Genomic DNA, 18,837 nt, shown 5'->3' with positions numbered 1-18,837 from the left:
TTATTCCTCCTCTTACGCTTTCGCCTTATAAAGTAAATATAAGAAATACGGTACACCGACAATAGAAATAACGATTCCAACTGGTAACTCTACAGGTGTGAAAACTGTTTTTGCAATAAAGTCTGAGGCAATTACAAGAAACATTCCGATTACGCCGCACGTAGGAATTATATACTTATGTTGAATACCGACAAGTCTTTTCGCTATATGCGGTGCCATTAAGCCAATAAAACCGATACTCCCTGAAACAGCAACACATGCACTCACAAGCCCGATACTGCTTAATAATAAAATCGATTTCTCTCTTTCTACTGAAACACCTAAACTTGTAATACTCGTTTCTTCCAATTGGAATAAATCTAATAAATAAGCTTTCTTTTGTATAAGTGGAATTAAGATAATAAGCCATGGTAACATAGCCACAATATACTTCCAGTTCGCACTATATATGCTTCCAGACACCCACACTGCAGCCATCTCGAAATCAGTTGACTTCATTTTGAGTGATAAGTACATAGAAAAAGCTCCAAATCCCGATCCAATTGCAATCCCTGTTAATAAAAGTCGCTGCGAATCTAATTTACCGTTTTTCCAAGAAAACAGATAAATGATGATAGCTGCACCTAATCCACCTACTAAACCAAACATTGGCATCATCATAATAGAAACCCAGTCTGTGCTTTTTAATTGTCCTTGAAAGAAAAACATAAAAATGACAATCGCTGTTCCCGCTCCGGCATTTACTCCTAAAATACCTGGGTCCGCCAATCCATTTCTCGTAATCCCTTGAATAACAGCACCTGCAACACCAAGGCCTAATCCTACTAATCCAGCAATTACGATACGCGGAAGACGAAACTCAAAAATAACTAAATCATGTTCTGGTACTGGATCAATTCTAAAAAGTGTTTTAAATACATCTGTAATCGTAATGTCGAACGTACCATTTGTTAAACTAATATAGATAGCACATAGTATTAAAAATATAATAATCCCCATCGTCATTCCGAAACGTTGACTTGAACTTTTAAGCATGTCTCTCTCCTCCTCTAGTACGGATTAAATAAAGGAAGAAAGGAATTCCAATTAAGGAGGTAACGACTCCAATAGGTGTTTCAAATGGATAGTTTACAAATCTACTCAAAACGTCACATAACGCTAAGAAAACGCCACCAATAACACCTGCACATGGCAAAATCCACTTATAATCTACCCCAATTATAAAGCGGGTAATGTGTGGAATAATTAAACCTACAAAACCAACTTTCCCCACTAAAGCAACTGCTGTTCCTGTTAAAAAAATTACCGATAAAATTGCCATCGCTTTAACTAGTTTTGTACGCTGTCCTAAATTAATAGAAACCTCTTCGCCTAATGAAAGAATGGTAATAGATTTTGATATTAACAATGCTAAAATTATTCCAATTATCCCAAACGGTATCGTGATTTTAATTATATTAGGATCTACTTGATCTAACTTTGCATTAAACCAAAAACTAACATTTTGAGAAATTTGGAAATACGAAGCCATTGCAGCCGATACACTGCTTAAAAATGTTCCAATAACTGTTCCTATAATCGCTAACCTAACTGGTGATAAGCCATTTTGAAGGAGCGAACCAAAACCAAACACGATACCGGCTCCGAGTGCAGAACCAATCATTGAACATATAACCATACCAATTGATGACATTCCTGGAAGAAAAATTATACAAAGTGTAATAACAAAGGCAGCACCATCCGTCACACCCATAATAGAAGGGGATGCAAGATAGTTTCTTGTCATCCCCTGCATAAGTGCTCCTGATATGGCTAGAAATGCTCCGACTAAAAGAGCTGCAACTACCCTTGGTAAACGTGAAGTAATAATAATATTATGATTTACATCACTTGAATCAAAATGAAATAATGCGTTCCACACTGTTTCAGCATCAATACTTTTCGCCCCATACAAAATCGAAAGTATAACTGTAAATAAGATGAGTATGGGTGCTATACATAATATAGTTACTGGTACTGCATTTGTTTTCTGCATATCATTCAACGCACCTTACTTATTGTATTATTTAGATAAATTTTTCACTGCTTCTTTTAAGAAGGCAGTTTTACTCCAAGCAGTACCACCTTGCGCCATTGGATCTACAACGTTTACAAATACTTTCTTTTCCTTCGCAGCATTCATACTTTGCCAAATTGGATTACTTTCAATTTCTTCTAACACTTTTGGATTTTTATTTTCACTTGCCTCATATTGTAAGAAAATATAATCTGGGTTAAGTTCAGCAAGTTTTTCAAATGAAATTTTCTCTTGTGCTTTTACAGTTTTCAATTGTTCTGGAGCAGTTAGTCCAAGATCTTTATAAATTACAGGGTTGAAGTATACTCCTTCTGGATATAGGAATAATTCGTTTGCTCTTAGTCTAATGACAAGTACTTTTTTATCTTTTAACTTATCTCCTAGTTTTGCTTTTGCTCTTTCAGCATCTGAATTGTAGTCTTTAATAATTTTTTCTGCTTTATCTTTTTTACCAGTTAATTCTCCCATTAACTTTAAGTTATCTTCCCAATTTGTTGAAACGTGTGATACCGGGAATGTAGGAGCTACTTTCGTAAACTTTTCAGCTGTTTCTGCTGGGAATTTCGTACTTGATGTAATCACATCTGGTTTTAATTGTAGTAATGTTTCGAAATTGGGTTGCATTTTCTCACCAACAGATTTCGCACCTTCTAACTCTTTTTCCAGGTATTTTGGTAGTTTACCACCTACAGTAATGGCACCAACTGGTTTAATTCCAAGTACTGCCGCATCTTCCATTGACTCTAAACTAGCTGTCGCAATTTTATCTACTTTTGCTGGCACTGTATATTCTTTACCTAAATATGTAATTTTTCGTTTTTCATCTTTTTTCGTTTCCGTAGCTTTTGTCTGTTGTTTTTGCTCGCCTGAAGTTTTATCCGCACTATTACATGCCGCTAAACCTACACTTAAAACGGTAACCATCCCTAAAGTAAATAATTTCTTGTTCATCTTTATATGTCTCCTCTCAAATTTTCAAACTATATTCTCAATAGAATTTAACTATATGAATCTTATTCCATATATATATTTCATTAGATTAATAATTTTATCCAGAACTCATTCACGTTCACTTCCCCTAGACTATAATTCTTTTACGTCTTCATCACTTGATAATCATTTTCACTGATAATGATTATCGTTACTAAGTATATATTTAATATGAAATTATTTCAAGAATGATTTGAAAAATTTTAACAAACTGAATTAAAAAAAGAAGTATCTCCCTAATATTAGGGAGATACTTCTTTTTTAGAAATTTATATGTAATTCAACTGGACAATGGTCTGATCCCATCACTTCACTATTAATTTTCGCTTCTGTTATCTGGTCTTTCATTCTTTCCGAAACAACAAAATAATCTAAACGCCATCCGATATTTTCACCTTTGTAATCTTGCTCTTACATTTATGAATGCATACATACGCACTTTATTCAGGTTATACTAATTTCAGAGGTGATGTTCTTTGCACAATGAAGGAGTTACATTAACAAATGAGTATTGGCAAGCAATTATTCATAACGATTCTTCCTATGATAGCAAATTCTTTTATGCTGTGAAATCAACTGGAATTTTTTGCAGGCCATCATGCAAATCAAGAATACCGAATAGAAACAATGTACGAATTTTTCATCATGCAGAGCAAGCATTAAGCGAAAACTTTCGCCCGTGCAAACGTTGTAAGCCAAATGGGATCACTTTACCTAATGAAGAGTGGGTAGAACAAATTAAAGACTATATCGAAAAGCATTATGACGAATCCTTAACTCTCGACATGCTTGCGGAAATGTGTCACGGTAGCCCTTTTCATTTACAGCGTACTTTCAAAAGAATAATAGGGCTAACTCCTATAGAATATATACAACAATTCAGGGTTCTTAAAGCAACCAAATACCTTTTACACACAAATCAATCTATTAAAGAAATTAGTACTGCTGTCGGGATAGAAAACCCAGAGTATTTCGCAACTTTATTTAAAAAGAAAACCGGATTTACTCCTACTGAATATCGAAAAAAGAACGAAATGAAAGAGGGATACGATAATGAATTCCTACAAAAATAAATATATATATTGGACGCTACTTACACATAAAAATTGGCGATTTCATATTGCTGCAACTGAAAATGGACTATGTTTCATTGGATCACAAGACGAAAACTTTGAAGAATTAAATATATGGGCTAGAAAAAAACTGCCCCAACATATATTGATTCATAGTCCAGATTACTTGCAAATATATACGCAAGAAGTTATCGAGTATTTAGAAAACAAGCGAGAAACTTTTACATTTCCTATCGATGCTTATGGAACTAATTTTCAATTATCTGTTTGGAATACGGTACGTGAAATTCCTTATGGAAAGACATATTCTTATACAGAAATTGCTGAAAGAATTCAAAAACCTAAAGCTGTGCGCGCCGTTGCTTCTGCTATTGCTGCTAACCCTCTCCTTATTACTATTCCTTGTCACCGTGTTATTGGGAAGAATGGGAAACTAACCGGATTTAGGGGTGGATTAGAAATGAAGAAAAAATTGCTTACATTAGAAAAGTTACAGGTGGAATTCATATGACAGCAGAATATAATAGCGCATTATCTATAGTAGTTCCAAAAGAATTTTGTTTCCAAGAAAATTTACGTTATCTATCACGTTCTAACAATGAATGTATGTTTCATATTGAAGATAACAAAATTTATAAAGTTATCCCTGTTCAAGATGTAAATCCTTTAGTTGAAATTTGTGTGAATACAGATGGCAATATTCAAATACGTTGTTTAGAAGAATCATATACATCTGAAAAATCGATACGTGAAACTGTAGCTAACTATGTAAAAGAATGGTTTGATTTAACTACTGATTTAGCTCCCTTTTATACATTAGCTAAACATGATTTACTCCTTCAAGGACCAATTGAACAATATTATGGCCTTCGTACTTTAGGTATTCCAGACTTATTTGAGGCACTTTCCTGGGGAATTATCGGTCAACAAATTAACTTAACATATGCTTATACGCTAAAAAGAAGATTAGTTGAGCAATTTGGCAGTTATGTAGAATGGGACGGTAGAAAGCATTGGATATTCCCATTACCTGAAACAATTGCAAATCTACATGTAGAAGATCTCCAACAATTAAAAATGACGACTAGAAAATGTGAATATTTAATCGGTATTGCGAAGCTTATTACAGAGAGAAAACTATCAAAAGAGGATTTACTGCAAACACAAGATGTAAAGGTTGCTGAGAAACAATTAACCGCTATCCATGGTATAGGACCATGGACTGCCAACTATGTTTTAATGCGTTGTTTAAGATTTCCTTCAGCTTTTCCAATTGATGATGTTGGTCTGCATAATGCAATTAAATTTATAACAGGTTCCGAAAATAAACCGACTAAAAATGAAATAAAAGGTTTCGCGGCAAACTGGGCTAATTGGGAGTCTTATGCGACTTTTTATTTGTGGCGAGTACTATATTAAAAAAACCAAGTAGCACATTCGTACTACTTGGTTCTTTTTTAAGCTTGCTCCTCAAAACGTCTTGCAATTTCCACAATAACTTGAACGGCTTTTTCCATAGTATCTACCGAAACATATTCAAATTTACCGTGATAGTTTTCACCACCAGTGAAAATATTCGGCGTCGGTAATCCCATATATGATAATTGTGATCCATCTGTGCCTCCGCGAATCGGATGAATATTTGGTTCAATGTCTAAACTTTTCATTGCTTCATATGCAATATCAACAATTTCTCTTACCGGTTCAACTTTTTCAAGCATGTTATAGTATTGATCATTCATTTCTAAAACGACTGCATCTTCGCCATACTTTTCTTGCATAGTCTTCACAATATTTTTAACGTTATTTTTACGCGCCTCAAAATTTTCACGATCAAAGTCTCGAATAATATAATACGCTTTACTTTGCTCAACATCACCATTTAAAGAAAGTAAATGATAGAATCCTTCATAGCCTTCTGTATATTCTGGCGCCTCTTCTACTGGTAAATACCCGTTAAACTCCATAGCCAGTTTAGTAGCATTGCGCATTTTATTTTTCGCTGTTCCAGGATGTGTATTCGTTCCGTTAAACGTTAACTTAGCACCTGCAGCATTAAAACTTTCATACTCTAAACCACCTAATGGACCTCCATCCATCGTATAAGCGAATGATGCACCAAACGCTTCTACATCAAAATGCGCTGGCCCACGACCAATTTCTTCATCCGGTGTAAATGCTACTCTTATTTTCCCGTGCTTAATTTGCGGATTATGTATTAAATGGTTCATTGCAACCATAATTTCTGTAAGACCAGCTTTATCATCTGCTCCTAGAAGTGTTGTACCATCAGTTGTAATAATGGTATGTCCTTTATATGATGGTAATTCCGGGAACTGCTCTGGTGTTAACACAACATTTAGCTCTTCATTTAACGTAATTGCATTACCATCAAAATTTTCATGAATTTGTGGTTTGACGTTTTTCCCTGTAAAGTCTGTTGCTGTATCTAAATGGGCTAAAAATCCAATTACAGGAACATCCTTGTCCGTATTAGCTGGAAGTGTTGCCATTACATAACCATTATCATCCATCGTTACTTCTGTTAAACCAATTTCTTTTAGCTCTTCCACTAATAACTTACCAAACTCAATTTGTCCTGGTGTTGTTGGTACTGTATGGCTTTCTTCATTTGATTGCGTATCAATTTTTACATATCTCGTAAATCTTTCAATAAGTTCTTGTTTCAAGTTCATTCACTCCCTTTTATGTTTCTCCCTCCATTATAATCCTTAAAACGAAATATTTTAACTTTTTTGAATGTGAAGATGTATATTTCATTTACATTGTTAACACTTTTACATATTTTACATAACAAAAAGAAAATTAGTGAACATATTTAAAGTACAGCTTAATACAAATAAATTCACCCTATTTACGACTCTCATCGCAAATAGGGTGTTTCTGTTTTTATCTCGCAATTTAAGAATATATACTACTCATTTACAATAAAAGTATATACATCATCATAAATACAGCCATTTACTTTAATCACATACTTCCCAGGTTTATTAAAACTAATTGTGTATTTATTTAACTGAATTGCTTCTTTATCTCCAGAAAGAATATCAATACTTCTGCCACTTAATACATACAATTCATTTAGATTCATCGTTACATCAATTATATTGAAATTTTCTACTTTCACTTGCTGTGCTTCCGCAACGCTTACACTTGGTTCTAAAAACAGTAGTCCACTCAATCCAATCGTCCCCGCTAAAGCAACTCCCGCAAACTTTTTAATCTGTTTCATTACAATGACCTCCTTATAGATTTTGTGTAAAGGTGATGTCCTCCCTTACACCACAAAGCCTATATGTAATGAAATGAAAAGTAAACGGGGACTGTAAGACAAAATTCTACATCTTTTTCTCCTATTGAATATAAATCCAACGTTTGGAGTTTTGACACATTTAAAATTGTTTCCCTAAACCAATTTCTCCATAATTTATTCAAAGACTGAATAATTACTTATTTATTTAACATTCTAAAAATAGTTGATAAAGATGCTTTCTATTCAAAAAAAAAGACTTTGCTATAAAAGTAACTTTTACAACAAAATCCATGCAACTAATTTTATTCCTCTTTCCATAATCTCTCTACATTCATTAATTGTTCTTCTTTAAACTCCATCTTATATATATCCGGTTTTGACGTATTCATTAAAAATTCAAAACCATATTGTTTATCAAAATAGTTTATCATTAATGTCATGACAAGCCCATGTGTACCAATTACAATTTTGCATCCTTGAAAATCCATTAAGATTTCTTTTAATACTTTCACTACTCTTCTCTGGCAATCTGCATATGACTCTCCTTCCGTTCGTGCAAAGTCCGGATTAGAGAACATCTTCTGTACAAGTGGATACACCTCTTTGTCTGATATAACCTGATCCTCACTTGAAAACATACACTCTTTAAGATTTTCATATACTACTATTTCTTTTTCATGGAAATTAGCTGACTCCTCTATCGTTAACACAGCCCGATTATAAGGACTTGAAATAAAAGTATCAATCCTCTCCGCTTTTAATATGTCAGTTACTCTACGGGCATCCATATGTCCCCTCTCAGTTAACCCGCGCATTCTTTCATTTCCTTCTAGTTTTGGTGATTCACCATGTCTAACCATATAAATATATGTGCTCATAATTTCTCCTTAAAATTTTTTATAAAGTGAAACTTTAATTAGCCCTTACTAATCGGGCTTTTACAGGAAAATAGCGAGATAAGTTAATAAATCACGTTCATTTATCCCATTTCAACACTTAGGCGTAATACTACAATACTTTATAAACTGTGCTGATTTGTTCGTCTAATCCATTCTCCTACTAAACTCTCAAATAATTCAGGCTGCTCAATTTGCAAATTATGCCCTGCCATATCTAACACTGCTAATGTTGCCCTTGGATATTCTTCAATAATTTCTATAATATTTTGATAACCTACTGATATATCTTGTCTTCCAGTCAGTAAAAGAACGGGATTTTCATATTTTTCATGCTGAAAATACATAGTAAGAGAGTAATTCTTTTGCAACCTTTCAATAAATTCATCATTAACAACATCTAACCCAGGCTTAATTTCTTCTTTAAATCGCTTATATGTATATTCATTTGCTATTACAGCTAACTCACAAAATTCCTCTCTTTCTGTGGAAGTGAGCGTATTTAAAAATTCCTCATCTTGTACAATTACCTGTTTATCTGGAAGAATCCTTTTTTCTGGCTCCGCTACAACAACAGGACATACTAATAGTAATCCGCTAACTCTCTCAAACATCTTTGCAAGTATACCTTTAGCTAAATAGCCTCCATATGATTCTCCTACCAATAAAAATTTTTCAGTAGAAATGATTTCCTCAATAAATGTGATAAGCACTTCTACTATACGATCTGAACTATTTATCCAATTTGGAGCATTCGATTTTCCCATACCAGGTAAATCAATATATATTCGCTTATAACCTTCATACTTCTGAAATACTGATTCCATACATTTCATCATTAACCTATGGTCAGGGGAGCAGCCATGTATGATAATGACTGGTTTACCCTCTCCCACAATTTCATAGTATATTTCTGCATCTTTAATTCGATATATCATAAAAAAGCCTCCCTATTTAGTGGCAATACTATTCCACTCTGTAAGAATACACGTTCTTATTTTATATCCTTTCTCAACATTTTCACAAATGTTAATTTTCAGATTAAAAATAAAAATCTCACCAAAAAAAGATACACATCATTTTATATGCAATTTTGCATCTCCACTTACAAATCACTAAAAAAACTTTACAATTCAAAGGATGACTAAATATACAATTTCTATTTAAAGTCTTGATACAGTCTATACTATCAACCGCAATATTTTTTCAACCTTAAGAATACTTACACTCTTTAACACTTTCCTTATAAACATGATTTTTATAAGGAAATCTGATACAATTCTTAAATAATATTATTATGTATAGATATAACGAACATAGTGCATAATTAAAGAAGGTGATTTCATTGAAATTAAATAAAAATTTACAATTATGTATATTAATTGGAACATTGATATGCTATTCAATCTATTTTATGTTTTTCTATCTGTTCCCTACTCATTTTTCAAATTCAGATGTACGCTTCGCTTCACTTGTCGTTGAAGCCATTACATTTGTATCACTGATTTACTCTATATATTCTAAGAAAGTCAGTTCAAATCCGTTTTGGATATGTATTACAATAGCAATTGGTAGTTTTTTATTAGGAAAAATAGTATATACATATCAAGATAGCTTCTTCGAAATTCCAATACATCGTTTTACGGTTTCTGATGTATTTTACATGTTTTTTCTATTTTTCTGTCTTATCGCTTTCTGCTATAAAATCTTAAAGGAATGCAATAAATGGGAAAAAGCGTTCTTTATTTGTGATATATGCATAGTGCTTACTTCCATATTCACATTAGAATGGTATTTATTTAATCAACCAAATTTAAATATATTCGCTCTTTCACTAGGAGATGTTTTCCTTTCATTTTTATACCCAATTGCAGATTTATTATTTCTACTGCTAGGTGTTAGTCTCTTTTTCCGTCCAACAATTTTTAATTCCAAACGGAAAATTTATATCTTTATTTTTGTATTAATAAGTTCTGCAACTTTTAACTATATTTATTTTTACTTAAATAACCACTTATCAACTGAAACTATAATATTATTACGTCTTTTATATAGAATACCTATATTACTTATTGCAATAGCTGGCTCTATTTCAGAAGATCATAATAGCCATAAAAATTATTTCCTTGTAAACCCTATAATAGGAAAAAAAGCTTTAGTTGTATTTCCCTATCTTGCTGTTGCAATACTAATCGGGTTTACATTAAAAGAACAAACATCCTCTTCAACTCTCATTACAGGAAATTGTATTACTTTTATTTTCGTACTCATTCGTCATTCTATCGTACGTATGCAAAACAATTCCTTAACAAAACGTTTGCAGGCATTTAATGCCCAACTAGAAGAAAAAGTTACTTTACGGACGTCTGATTTAGTTCATAAATCAGAGGCTCTTTCTCAAAAACAGCAAAAGTTTAAATCATTATATGAATATCATCCTGACCCTATCTTCACCATTGATTTAAATGGAATATTCTTAAATGTAAATAAGGCTGGGAGTGTACTACTTGGGGCACCAACGGATGAGTTACTAGGTGAAACTTGTTTTTCGATCATTTTAGATGAAGATAAGCATAAGCTAGCATTGGCATTAGAAAAAGTGAAACAACAAGAATCGGCATTCTTACAACTTAGTTCTCAATATAAAGATGGCTTTACTTATTTTTTATACGTTACAATCATTCCTATTATAATAGACGGACAAATTTCAGGAAGCTATATTATGGTGAAAGATATTACTGCACTAAAAAAACAGCAAGAAGAAATAAAATATTTAGCATTCCATGACACTGTAACGAAAATTGGGAACCGTGCCTTTTTCCATAAGAAATTAAAGAGAGTTATAAAAAATGCTAAAATAACAGAAAGCGAGTTTGCATTATTATATTTAGATTTAGATCGCTTTAAAGCAATTAACGATACACTTGGACATTCATCAGGAGATTACATATTAGAAGAAGTAGCAAAGCGATTCCAATCATGTCTTCCATCACATACTCATCTTTCAAGAATCGGTGGCGATGAATTTACAATCATAATTGAAAACTATACTGACGAAGATTACTTATTCCAATTATGTAACCAATTATTTGAATGCATGAAAAAGTCATTTATCATACATGAGCATAAATTAACTTTATCACTGAGTATCGGCATCGCTATTTATCCACATTCCGGAATCGATACCGCTACACTTCTGAAAAACGCTAATGTTGCAATGTATGATGCAAAAGCAAAAGAGCTTAACTCTGTCTCTATTTATGACGATGTAATCGCTAAAAAAATTGAAAGACGATTACGATTAGAAAAAGATTTACCAAACGCACTACAAAATGAAGAATTGTTCCTTTTGTATCAACCTCAAGTTGATAGTGAATCTAATAAAATTATCGGTGCAGAAGCTTTAATTAGGTGGAATCATCCTGAATTAGGTATTATTTCTCCATACGAGTTTATTCCGATTGCAGAAGAAACACTACAAATTATTTCAATAGGAAAATGGACATTAGAGCAGGCTTGCAAGCAAATGAAACGTTGGCACGCACTCGGATATTCACATTTAAAAATAGGTGTAAATTTATCTGCTAAAGAATTTGAACAAGAAGATTTTGTAAAATCTATTTCTTCTACTTTAACAAATACAGGTTTACCAGCAAGCTCTCTTGATCTTGAATTAACAGAGCGAATTGCAATGATGGATGAGCGAGAAACATTGATAAAACTGCGTACACTAAAAAGTTTAGGGATTCACATTTCTATCGACGATTTTGGTACAGGTTATTCTTCGCTAGCCTACTTACCTTTGTATCCAATTGATACGTTAAAAATCCCGAGAGAATTTATTACAATGTCTGAAACATGTGATGATGGAATGGAAATTATTAAAACGATCATCACATTAGCAAATACATTAGGAATGTCTGTCATTGCTGAAGGTGTAGAAACGAAAGAGCACGTAAATTTCCTTCAAAAAAATAAATGTCAGTTTATTCAAGGTTATTATTACAGTAAACCTATTCATATTCATGCATTTACTGAGCTATTAGAAAACGGCATTCACCGATAGTACATAACTAATTAGAATAAATAATAATGAATTTGAACAAATATAGTAAAAAGGAAAGAAGATACCTTCTTTCCTTTTGTTTTTCTATTTACATTTCTATTACTCCACCACTTCATTTATTATATCTATTATTTGATGAATTCCCTCATCATTTGTTTTCTTATATCCATTCATGTTTTGAATATATTTCTCCTTATTTGTATACAACTTATTTACTGCATGTATAAATGTATTCGTACTTACTCTGTCTTGGAGTATAACTTCCGCATATCCTTGCCGTGAAAAATATTCAGCATTTAAAACTTGATCTCCCCTGCTGGAACTGTTAGTTAACGGGATAAGCAACATCGGTTTCTTCAAAAATAACAATTCAGAAATAGCAGTAGAACCCGCTCTGGAAACTACAACACTTGCCATATTTAGTATATGCGGCAACTCGTCGCCTATATATTCAAATTGCATATACCCCTCCATGCCAATAGATGGGTCTACCTTCCCTTTACCACATATATGAATAATATTAAAGTTTAATAGTATTGTATCTAAACATTCCCTTACCATATCATTTATCCACTTAGCACCTTGACTCCCACCCATAATTAATAATACTGGTTTATCTTGCTGAAATTCACAATATCTTCTTCCTCGTAATACGTTACCCTTCTCAATTTCTTCCCTTACAATTGGTCCTACATAAACCTTCTTCTCATTACTTACATTTTCTCCTGTCTGAGGAAATGTTGTGCATAGCTTTGTAGCAAAAGGTAATGCTATTTTATTGGCAAGTCCTAATGTGCTATCTGGTTCACGTATAATTATAGGCACACGATTTAACCATGCTCCTATAGCTACAGGAACTGAAACAAATCCTCCTGCTGAAAAGATAACGTCAGGCTTTGTTTTCTTAATTAATTTATAACTTTGTAAACAACCTCGTATAATTTTAAAAGGATCTTTAAAATTTCCCCAATCCCAATATCTCCTAAGCTTGCCCGTTGAAACACTATTGTATTTAACATTTTGCACTAATGATTTTTCAATTCCATTTTTGGATCCAATATACTCGACTCTCCAGCCTTTCTCTATAAATTTAGGAATTAATACAATATTAATCATAACGTGTCCGGCTGTACCGCCCCCAGTAAAAAGAATCGTTTTGCTCATAACTTATACCCACCTTTATTATTAAAAATCTAGCTTTATATTTACCTTTTAAATGTAAATAAAATTATTATTTTTTATATAAATCTTTAACTCCACCTCTATATCTTGTAAAAGATCTTTAATGAGTTCATAAAAATCATTTCCATACTCACTACACTCGTATTGAGCAAAGATTTGAATCACATATCTAGTTTCCGTCTCTAATGCTGACTTTATTTGATTAACCCTTTTTTCTTCTACATACGCTTGATATTTATGTATTGCCTCATAAAGACGCAGTACATGCGCTTCTTCATCTCTCCAATCCAACGCATCAACAATTGAAAGAAATAGCGTATTTTGATTATCTATTATTTCATAATCATTCATATATTTCTTACACCCTTTTTTGTTTTTCATTGCATGCAGATGTCACTACACTTCGCATACTCAAGTACATCTTTTAATGATTGATGAAATTCAATTTCTGGGATCCAACCTAACCTTTTTATTTCCTCTATTGCTAAACTCTCATTTGAGTCGCTCCCACTTTTCTCTGTTTCCTCTATAAAAAAATTTAGCTGTGTTAATTCTTTATATTGTTCTAGTACATTTAACAAAGATCGTTTTACTCCTGATCCGATATTATATTGTTTTCCATTTATTCCATCTCGTAATAACACATGATACGCTTTAATCGCATCACGTACATCTAGAAAATCTCTACTATCTTTCAAACTGTTTACTTCAATAATGGCTTTACTTCTACCTGATTCTATATCTATCATTTTCTTTGCGAGAATCGAACAAATGCCATTCGATTCCCCTGGACCAATTAAGTTTGAGGGCTTTGCAATGATAATATTTGAATCCATTAATCCTCCCCAAGCCTCTGCAATAATAACTTGCATCGTTTTACTTAAACTATATGGATTTGAAATTTTTATTTCGTTCATACTATCTGCTTGCAAAGCAGATCCTATAACTAATGTTCTACAATGCGAGGCTTCTTGCTTAATTGCTTCTAATAAATATAATGTTCCTATTACATTAACCTCTATATATTCAAGGGCAGCTGTCCAAGATTCTATAACCGAATTCCTTCCTGCTAAATGCAATACGTAGTCTGGCTTTATTTGTTTCATTACCTTCATTACTTCGCTCTTATTAGTTAAATTACAAGTAATACCATTTCTAATTTTTTCTCCATATGCACGATTTTGAAACATAGGAATTACATGAAAGCCCTGCTGTAAAAAATAGTGGCAAGCATGGCGTCCTGTGAAACCATTTGCACCAGTTATTAAAAGGCTCGCATTTTTTTTCATCGCAAAAACCCTCCTTTTAATAGCATTTGTTTCACCTCATGTTTTGCAAGTAAATCTTGTTGAGAACTAAAACTCTTCACATCCACTAGAGGATAGCTTGAATAATATTGTTGAAGTCCTTGTATAGGAATAGTCGGTAGTACCACAAAATAATTTTGATCAAAACTTATACTTGTTTTACTCTCTACCTCAGATAGAAGCATTTCACTTAATTTTTCACCCGGTCTTATCCCTACCTCTTTTACCTTAACATTTTCTTTTCCGGAATCTTCAATTAATACTTCTGCTAAATCTGTTATTTTACATGCCGGCATTTTCATAACAAAGATTTCCCCGCCTCTACCTTGAGATACGGCTTTAAATAACAACCCAACAGCATCTTCAACTGTTAAGAAAAATCTAGTCATATTCGCATCGGTAATCCCTACTTGTGAAGATTTTTTAATTTGTTGTTTAAAAAGTGGTACTACACTTCCACTCGTTCCTAAAACATTTCCACCACGAACACAAATGAATTTTGTTTTCTTCGTTTGTATATTCGCATGAACCATTAATTTTTCACCAATTGCTTTTGTCATCCCATACGTATTTGATGGATCAGCTGCTTTATCAGTTGAAACATATATAACTTTTTCAACTTGCATCTGTATAGAGGCTTCAATTACATTTTGCGTACCATGTATATTGGTTTTTATAGCTTCATAAGGATAATACTCACATACTGGAACATGTTTTAAAGCTGCAAGATGGAACACATAATGTACACCTTGGCAAGCATAGACTAGTTGATCTTTATCACGAATATCTCCAATAATAAATTTTAACCTATCATCATTTATAAACTGTTGCTGCATTTCAAACTGAACCGTTTCATTTCTTGAAAAAATTCTAATTTCTTTCGGTGATTTTTCTAATAGTTGTTTTATAAGTTCATGCCCCCACGAACCTGTACCACCAGTAATTAAAATTATTTTATTTAACATTCTTCTTCCTCCTACGAAACATCTCAATTTAAATAATATTTATTGAATTATTTTCAATTGATTCAAATCATAATCGTCGTTTGTTACATTTAATTGACAAAATAAAAAAACAGAAACTATTAAACGTAGTTTCTGTTTTTCATTTCATCTCTCAACAGTAAGATTTTTTATACTGTTTGCATGATAAATAAATTCCTTGTAAAAAAACACCGCTCATTTATTTCTTATACTCGTAATAAAATAAATAGAATGATTCATAGCCAATAATCATATTTAAATTTATGAAAAAGGGAGGTAACGGAATGGACCGAAGCAATTCAAATCATACATATAACGGACCTTCCAAAGCACTGCCTCTCTCCCTATTCGACGTAAAAAATGAATTGAAACAAAAAAGCAAACTTATTCCTTCTGACACCATGTATAAATTAACGAAAGAAGAACAACTCATCATCAACAAAATAAAAATACAAACAGAACAACTAAATAAAAATAATGTTACAAGAACACGCGCATACTACCAATTTTACATTCAATATCCAGAAATACATTGGGCACTGCTTGGGCATATGGTATCACGTAACGGCGGTTGGAATATGACTGATTTAAAGGGCGATTTATATACGAGAATTTTATCAGAGAAAGATCAATTCATATTTTTTTCTTTTTTAGAAAGAGGGAATTGGCTTATTTTCCAAGATGTATACCCTCAATTTTTACTTTACGAACAAAGTGTAAAGAGATCACAAAAGTTATTTCACCTTCTCCCTCACCTAAATGTTTCTACATTTATGGAAACGATGTGGAACCATTTTTGGAAAACAGGTAACAAAAAAACTTTAGCAATTGCAACTATTATTAATGAACAAAACTACTTAGAAAAAAGAGTAATTCAAAATGTACAATTTAAAAAGACTGTACTAAATAGTATTGGATTTAAACTCTTTGATTTCTTTCAGTTTAATCATATCCTTTTCCCATTCTACGAAAATGATAAGAAACAAAAAGTATTACTATTTGGTGATACAATGAAACATTTCACTTCCTTACATGAACGGATATTAATTGGAAAAAGATTGTACTCATTATTATTTCGAGATACACATGTTTTATCTCAAATAATAAGCTGGGCTCAACACCATCCACATACAGGATCTAGGAAAGATTACTGGCCCCATTTATTTTCAAGTGTAAATGAATCTTTTTCCCGTGAGTTTTATAAGCGCCGAATTAAGAAATGCCAGTTACGAAATGGCGCTTATCGTATATACAGCCCTGCACTCATCTATGCATGGCGAGATATGAAGCATGAAGAAGTTGACAGTGAAGATTGGTTTACCGATTGGCAAGTTGTAAATTACTTAGTTGATAAGGAGGAAAATATAAATGGACAAATTACAGAAGACTACTGCAAAACACTCGAAAAAATTGAAATCGCCATTCTCGCAAAGAAAAATGTCCTCCTCCGAGAAGAAGAATGAGTTTCTAGCATTAGTAGTTACAATCTTTCTCTCTTCTATTATTGCAACTTGCTTAGATGGCTTTTTTGTTCATAAACAAATATATTCCTTTCCGGCTAGGCCCTTCTCATCCACATTTTCGGTTAATATAGCTTTTACATTGTTCGTACTGCCGATTTTAACAGTTATCTTTATACACATTTCAAAAAAATTATCTAAAGTTTCTAGAATTTCATTTATTATTTCAATCGGTATTTGTGCTAGCCTTTTTGAACAGATTGCTGAAAGTTTAGGTTTATTTGTACATAGTGCGAATTGGAACCATACATATTCTTTATTTGGTTATATAATTTTTCATTCTTTTATTTGGAACGTATATAATTGGATAAAAAAATAAAGAGACCATTATAGGTCTCTTCTTAAGCATACTCTTCCGTTATTACTAATGGTGTCAATGTTTGAAGGCTTTTAGAGCGTAAACGATAGGCAACGACTTTCTTCTTATATTGCTTAATGACATCAACATGTTCCTCATAGCTATATAGCGAAAATCTAATCTCTTTACTCCCTTTCTTCGTATCAATGACTATTGGTGTCCCTTCTCCGTGCGGCGGGAAATAATGTTTATCTAAAAACAACGCCTCATTAAATTCATGAATAACTTGTAGTTTCATTTCTCCCTCTATATTTTTTCCATCTATCGATATAGAAGTATTTTCCGCCTCAAGCTTTTGATGCAATTCAAATCTACTAATAATTGATTCTACAACAGAAGTGGGCATGCTAGAAACTAATACTTTAATAGCTCCAAAAACAAATAATGTAACTATAAACCATGTTGTCATTGTTATCATCTCCATTACATTTAAAAAATAAATTTCGTTCCATACGGTATTAGTATACTAATAAGTATTCCAGTTACAATCATCGTTACCGAACCGATAGTCGCTTCTTTCTCGCCTTCTTTCACTAAACGACTCACACCGATAATATGTGATGCACAGCCCATTCCAACTCCTTTTCCAATCGTACTTGTTATACGGAAAAACTTAAGTACTGTTGGTCCGATCATAGCACCTGTTATTCCTGCAACAACTACAAAACTAGAAGTCATAGATGGAATACCACCAATTTGATCCGCTATTGAAAGGGCAATTGGCATTGTCGCTACCTGTGGTAAAGTAGTTAATATAAGTTCCTTATCTATATTTAAAATTCCGCCAATCACTACATTCATGCTCGTTACAGCCACTATACCTATCACTACTCCGATTAGTATCGATGAAAAATTTTTCATCAGTATCTTTCGCTCTTTAAATAGAGGTATGGCCAATGCTACAATTGCAGGGCTCAATAAGCTTGAAAGAATGTTTCCCCCATTTTCCCTATACTCATGATGAGAAATACCAAAAATCAAAAATAAACAAATCATAATTGCCGTAACTGTTAACACTGGTAACGTAAATGCAAACGTAAATTTTTTATATAGCTTTGTCGCCAAGAAATAAATTGCTACAGTAATAATAATTAAGACCATTTGAATCGTG

Annotated in this window: 19 protein-coding genes and 1 pseudogene; 6 read left to right on the top strand and 14 right to left on the bottom strand. The window is 32.7% G+C overall.

Annotated features, from left to right (window positions below):
* Positions 1-12: 12 nt before the first annotated feature.
* The 4 genes and pseudogenes from B9A45_RS10735 to B9A45_RS10720 all read right to left on the bottom strand — a co-directional run.
* Positions 13-1,035, bottom strand: coding sequence for a FecCD family ABC transporter permease (locus tag B9A45_RS10735; protein WP_000920450.1), 1,023 nt, complete (start codon positions 1,033-1,035; stop codon positions 13-15).
* On the bottom strand, positions 1,028-2,035 hold the full coding sequence (locus tag B9A45_RS10730) for a FecCD family ABC transporter permease (protein WP_001173051.1): 1,008 nt from the start codon (positions 2,033-2,035) through the stop codon (positions 1,028-1,030). The genes B9A45_RS10735 and B9A45_RS10730 overlap by 8 nt, the downstream gene beginning before the upstream one ends.
* A gap of 27 nt (positions 2,036-2,062) precedes the next feature.
* Positions 2,063-3,028 (bottom strand): iron-hydroxamate ABC transporter substrate-binding protein, encoded by a 966-nt coding sequence (locus B9A45_RS10725; RefSeq protein ID WP_058840222.1) that lies wholly within the window; start codon positions 3,026-3,028, stop codon positions 2,063-2,065.
* A 300-nt stretch (positions 3,029-3,328) separates the two neighbouring features.
* Positions 3,329-3,466, bottom strand: a pseudogene (locus B9A45_RS10720) (exodeoxyribonuclease III); the annotation flags it as partial.
* A gap of 77 nt (positions 3,467-3,543) precedes the next feature.
* Between B9A45_RS10720 and B9A45_RS10715 the strand changes: the two are divergent.
* From B9A45_RS10715 to B9A45_RS10705, 3 genes are read left to right on the top strand one after another with little or no spacing between them, the layout of a single operon-like run.
* Positions 3,544-4,140 (top strand): bifunctional transcriptional activator/DNA repair enzyme AdaA, encoded by a 597-nt coding sequence (locus B9A45_RS10715; RefSeq protein ID WP_016111203.1) that lies wholly within the window; start codon positions 3,544-3,546, stop codon positions 4,138-4,140.
* Positions 4,121-4,651 carry a methylated-DNA--[protein]-cysteine S-methyltransferase gene (locus B9A45_RS10710; RefSeq protein ID WP_016111204.1) on the top strand — a complete coding sequence of 177 codons (531 nt, stop codon included), beginning with the start codon at positions 4,121-4,123 and terminating at the stop codon, positions 4,649-4,651. The genes B9A45_RS10715 and B9A45_RS10710 overlap by 20 nt, the downstream gene beginning before the upstream one ends.
* Entirely contained in the window at positions 4,648-5,559 is a 912-nt protein-coding gene (locus B9A45_RS10705; RefSeq protein ID WP_084064025.1) for a DNA glycosylase, read from the top strand. The genes B9A45_RS10710 and B9A45_RS10705 overlap by 4 nt, the downstream gene beginning before the upstream one ends.
* 38 nt (positions 5,560-5,597) lie before the next feature.
* Here the strand turns inward: B9A45_RS10705 and pepT are convergent, their stop codons facing one another.
* From pepT to B9A45_RS10685, 4 genes are all read right to left on the bottom strand, one after another.
* The gene (gene pepT, locus B9A45_RS10700; protein ID WP_016111205.1) at positions 5,598-6,830 is read right to left on the bottom strand and encodes a peptidase T; all 1,233 of its coding nucleotides are present in this window, start codon (positions 6,828-6,830) and stop codon (positions 5,598-5,600) included.
* 245 nt (positions 6,831-7,075) lie between these two features.
* Positions 7,076-7,393: a hypothetical protein gene (locus tag B9A45_RS10695; protein WP_000809493.1), complete on the bottom strand. Its 318-nt coding sequence runs from the start codon at positions 7,391-7,393 to the stop codon at positions 7,076-7,078.
* A 323-nt stretch (positions 7,394-7,716) separates the two neighbouring features.
* Positions 7,717-8,292, bottom strand: a complete 576-nt coding sequence (locus B9A45_RS10690; RefSeq protein ID WP_000109183.1) for a histidine phosphatase family protein — start codon at positions 8,290-8,292, stop codon at positions 7,717-7,719.
* 140 nt (positions 8,293-8,432) lie between these two features.
* Positions 8,433-9,248, bottom strand: a complete 816-nt coding sequence (locus B9A45_RS10685; protein ID WP_016111206.1) for an alpha/beta fold hydrolase — start codon at positions 9,246-9,248, stop codon at positions 8,433-8,435.
* A 407-nt stretch (positions 9,249-9,655) separates the two neighbouring features.
* Between B9A45_RS10685 and B9A45_RS10680 the strand changes: the two genes are divergently transcribed.
* The gene (locus B9A45_RS10680) at positions 9,656-12,376 is read left to right on the top strand and encodes a putative bifunctional diguanylate cyclase/phosphodiesterase (protein WP_000773555.1); all 2,721 of its coding nucleotides are present in this window, start codon (positions 9,656-9,658) and stop codon (positions 12,374-12,376) included.
* 99 nt (positions 12,377-12,475) lie between these two features.
* Here the strand turns inward: B9A45_RS10680 and B9A45_RS10675 are convergent, their stop codons facing one another.
* The 4 genes from B9A45_RS10675 to B9A45_RS10660 are packed head-to-tail and all read right to left on the bottom strand — an operon-like array spanning position 12,476 to position 15,830.
* On the bottom strand, positions 12,476-13,540 hold the full coding sequence (locus tag B9A45_RS10675; protein ID WP_084064024.1) for an undecaprenyldiphospho-muramoylpentapeptide beta-N-acetylglucosaminyltransferase: 1,065 nt from the start codon (positions 13,538-13,540) through the stop codon (positions 12,476-12,478).
* Between the two features lie 48 nt (positions 13,541-13,588).
* A complete protein-coding gene (locus tag B9A45_RS10670) occupies positions 13,589-13,939 on the bottom strand; it encodes a DUF6572 domain-containing protein (RefSeq protein ID WP_002101267.1) in 351 nt (116 codons plus the stop codon).
* Positions 13,936-14,847 carry an NAD-dependent epimerase/dehydratase family protein gene (locus B9A45_RS10665; RefSeq protein WP_000739083.1) on the bottom strand — a complete coding sequence of 304 codons (912 nt, stop codon included), beginning with the start codon at positions 14,845-14,847 and terminating at the stop codon, positions 13,936-13,938. Before B9A45_RS10665 ends, B9A45_RS10670 begins: the two co-directional genes overlap by 4 nt.
* Positions 14,844-15,830 (bottom strand): UDP-N-acetylglucosamine 4,6-dehydratase family protein, encoded by a 987-nt coding sequence (locus B9A45_RS10660; protein WP_000932591.1) that lies wholly within the window; start codon positions 15,828-15,830, stop codon positions 14,844-14,846. The genes B9A45_RS10665 and B9A45_RS10660 overlap by 4 nt, the downstream gene beginning before the upstream one ends.
* Positions 15,831-16,132: 302 nt before the next feature.
* On the opposite strand from B9A45_RS10660, the gene B9A45_RS10655 reads away from it, so the two are divergent.
* A complete protein-coding gene (locus B9A45_RS10655; RefSeq protein WP_000376162.1) occupies positions 16,133-17,311 on the top strand; it encodes a DUF2515 domain-containing protein in 1,179 nt (392 codons plus the stop codon).
* Positions 17,286-17,687, top strand: coding sequence for a CBO0543 family protein (locus tag B9A45_RS10650; RefSeq protein WP_142263096.1), 402 nt, complete (start codon positions 17,286-17,288; stop codon positions 17,685-17,687). The genes B9A45_RS10655 and B9A45_RS10650 overlap by 26 nt, the downstream gene beginning before the upstream one ends.
* 22 nt (positions 17,688-17,709) lie before the next feature.
* Here the strand turns inward: B9A45_RS10650 and B9A45_RS10645 are convergent, their stop codons facing one another.
* Together B9A45_RS10645 and B9A45_RS10640 are read right to left on the bottom strand one after the other, a co-directional pair.
* Entirely contained in the window at positions 17,710-18,135 is a 426-nt protein-coding gene (locus B9A45_RS10645; protein WP_000214645.1) for a YfmQ family protein, read from the bottom strand.
* A 20-nt stretch (positions 18,136-18,155) separates the two neighbouring features.
* Entirely contained in the window at positions 18,156-18,827 is a 672-nt protein-coding gene (locus tag B9A45_RS10640; RefSeq protein WP_000242946.1) for an LrgB family protein, read from the bottom strand.
* Between the last annotated feature and the right edge of the window lie 10 nt (positions 18,828-18,837).

The sequence above is a fragment of the Bacillus sp. JKS001846 genome (genome assembly GCF_900176455.1).
Classification (GTDB): domain Bacteria; phylum Bacillota; class Bacilli; order Bacillales; family Bacillaceae_G; genus Bacillus_A; species Bacillus_A cereus.
The sequence above is the reverse complement of the archived record's forward strand: the minus strand, read 5'-3'. Positions and strand labels throughout refer to the sequence as shown.

Excerpts from the sequence above, each read along its gene's own strand:
- B9A45_RS10725 (WP_058840222.1), bottom strand. The coding sequence starts at position 3,028 with ATGAACAAGAAATTATTTACTTTAGGGATGGTTACCGTTTTAAGTGTA.
- B9A45_RS10675 (WP_084064024.1), bottom strand. The coding sequence starts at position 13,540 with ATGAGCAAAACGATTCTTTTTACTGGGGGCGGTACAGCCGGACACGTT.
- B9A45_RS10690 (WP_000109183.1), bottom strand. The coding sequence starts at position 8,292 with ATGAGCACATATATTTATATGGTTAGACATGGTGAATCACCAAAACTA.
- B9A45_RS10735 (WP_000920450.1), bottom strand. The coding sequence starts at position 1,035 with ATGCTTAAAAGTTCAAGTCAACGTTTCGGAATGACGATGGGGATTATT.
- B9A45_RS10730 (WP_001173051.1), bottom strand. The coding sequence starts at position 2,035 with ATGCAGAAAACAAATGCAGTACCAGTAACTATATTATGTATAGCACCC.
- B9A45_RS10670 (WP_002101267.1), bottom strand. The coding sequence starts at position 13,939 with ATGAAAAACAAAAAAGGGTGTAAGAAATATATGAATGATTATGAAATA.
- B9A45_RS10665 (WP_000739083.1), bottom strand. The coding sequence starts at position 14,847 with ATGAAAAAAAATGCGAGCCTTTTAATAACTGGTGCAAATGGTTTCACA.
- B9A45_RS10685 (WP_016111206.1), bottom strand. The coding sequence starts at position 9,248 with ATGATATATCGAATTAAAGATGCAGAAATATACTATGAAATTGTGGGA.
- B9A45_RS10655 (WP_000376162.1), top strand. The coding sequence starts at position 16,133 with ATGGACCGAAGCAATTCAAATCATACATATAACGGACCTTCCAAAGCA.
- B9A45_RS10695 (WP_000809493.1), bottom strand. The coding sequence starts at position 7,393 with ATGAAACAGATTAAAAAGTTTGCGGGAGTTGCTTTAGCGGGGACGATT.
- B9A45_RS10650 (WP_142263096.1), top strand. The coding sequence starts at position 17,286 with ATGTCCTCCTCCGAGAAGAAGAATGAGTTTCTAGCATTAGTAGTTACA.
- B9A45_RS10645 (WP_000214645.1), bottom strand. The coding sequence starts at position 18,135 with ATGACAACATGGTTTATAGTTACATTATTTGTTTTTGGAGCTATTAAA.
- B9A45_RS10640 (WP_000242946.1), bottom strand. The coding sequence starts at position 18,827 with ATGGTCTTAATTATTATTACTGTAGCAATTTATTTCTTGGCGACAAAG.
- B9A45_RS10705 (WP_084064025.1), top strand. The coding sequence starts at position 4,648 with ATGACAGCAGAATATAATAGCGCATTATCTATAGTAGTTCCAAAAGAA.
- B9A45_RS10660 (WP_000932591.1), bottom strand. The coding sequence starts at position 15,830 with ATGTTAAATAAAATAATTTTAATTACTGGTGGTACAGGTTCGTGGGGG.
- B9A45_RS10710 (WP_016111204.1), top strand. The coding sequence starts at position 4,121 with ATGAATTCCTACAAAAATAAATATATATATTGGACGCTACTTACACAT.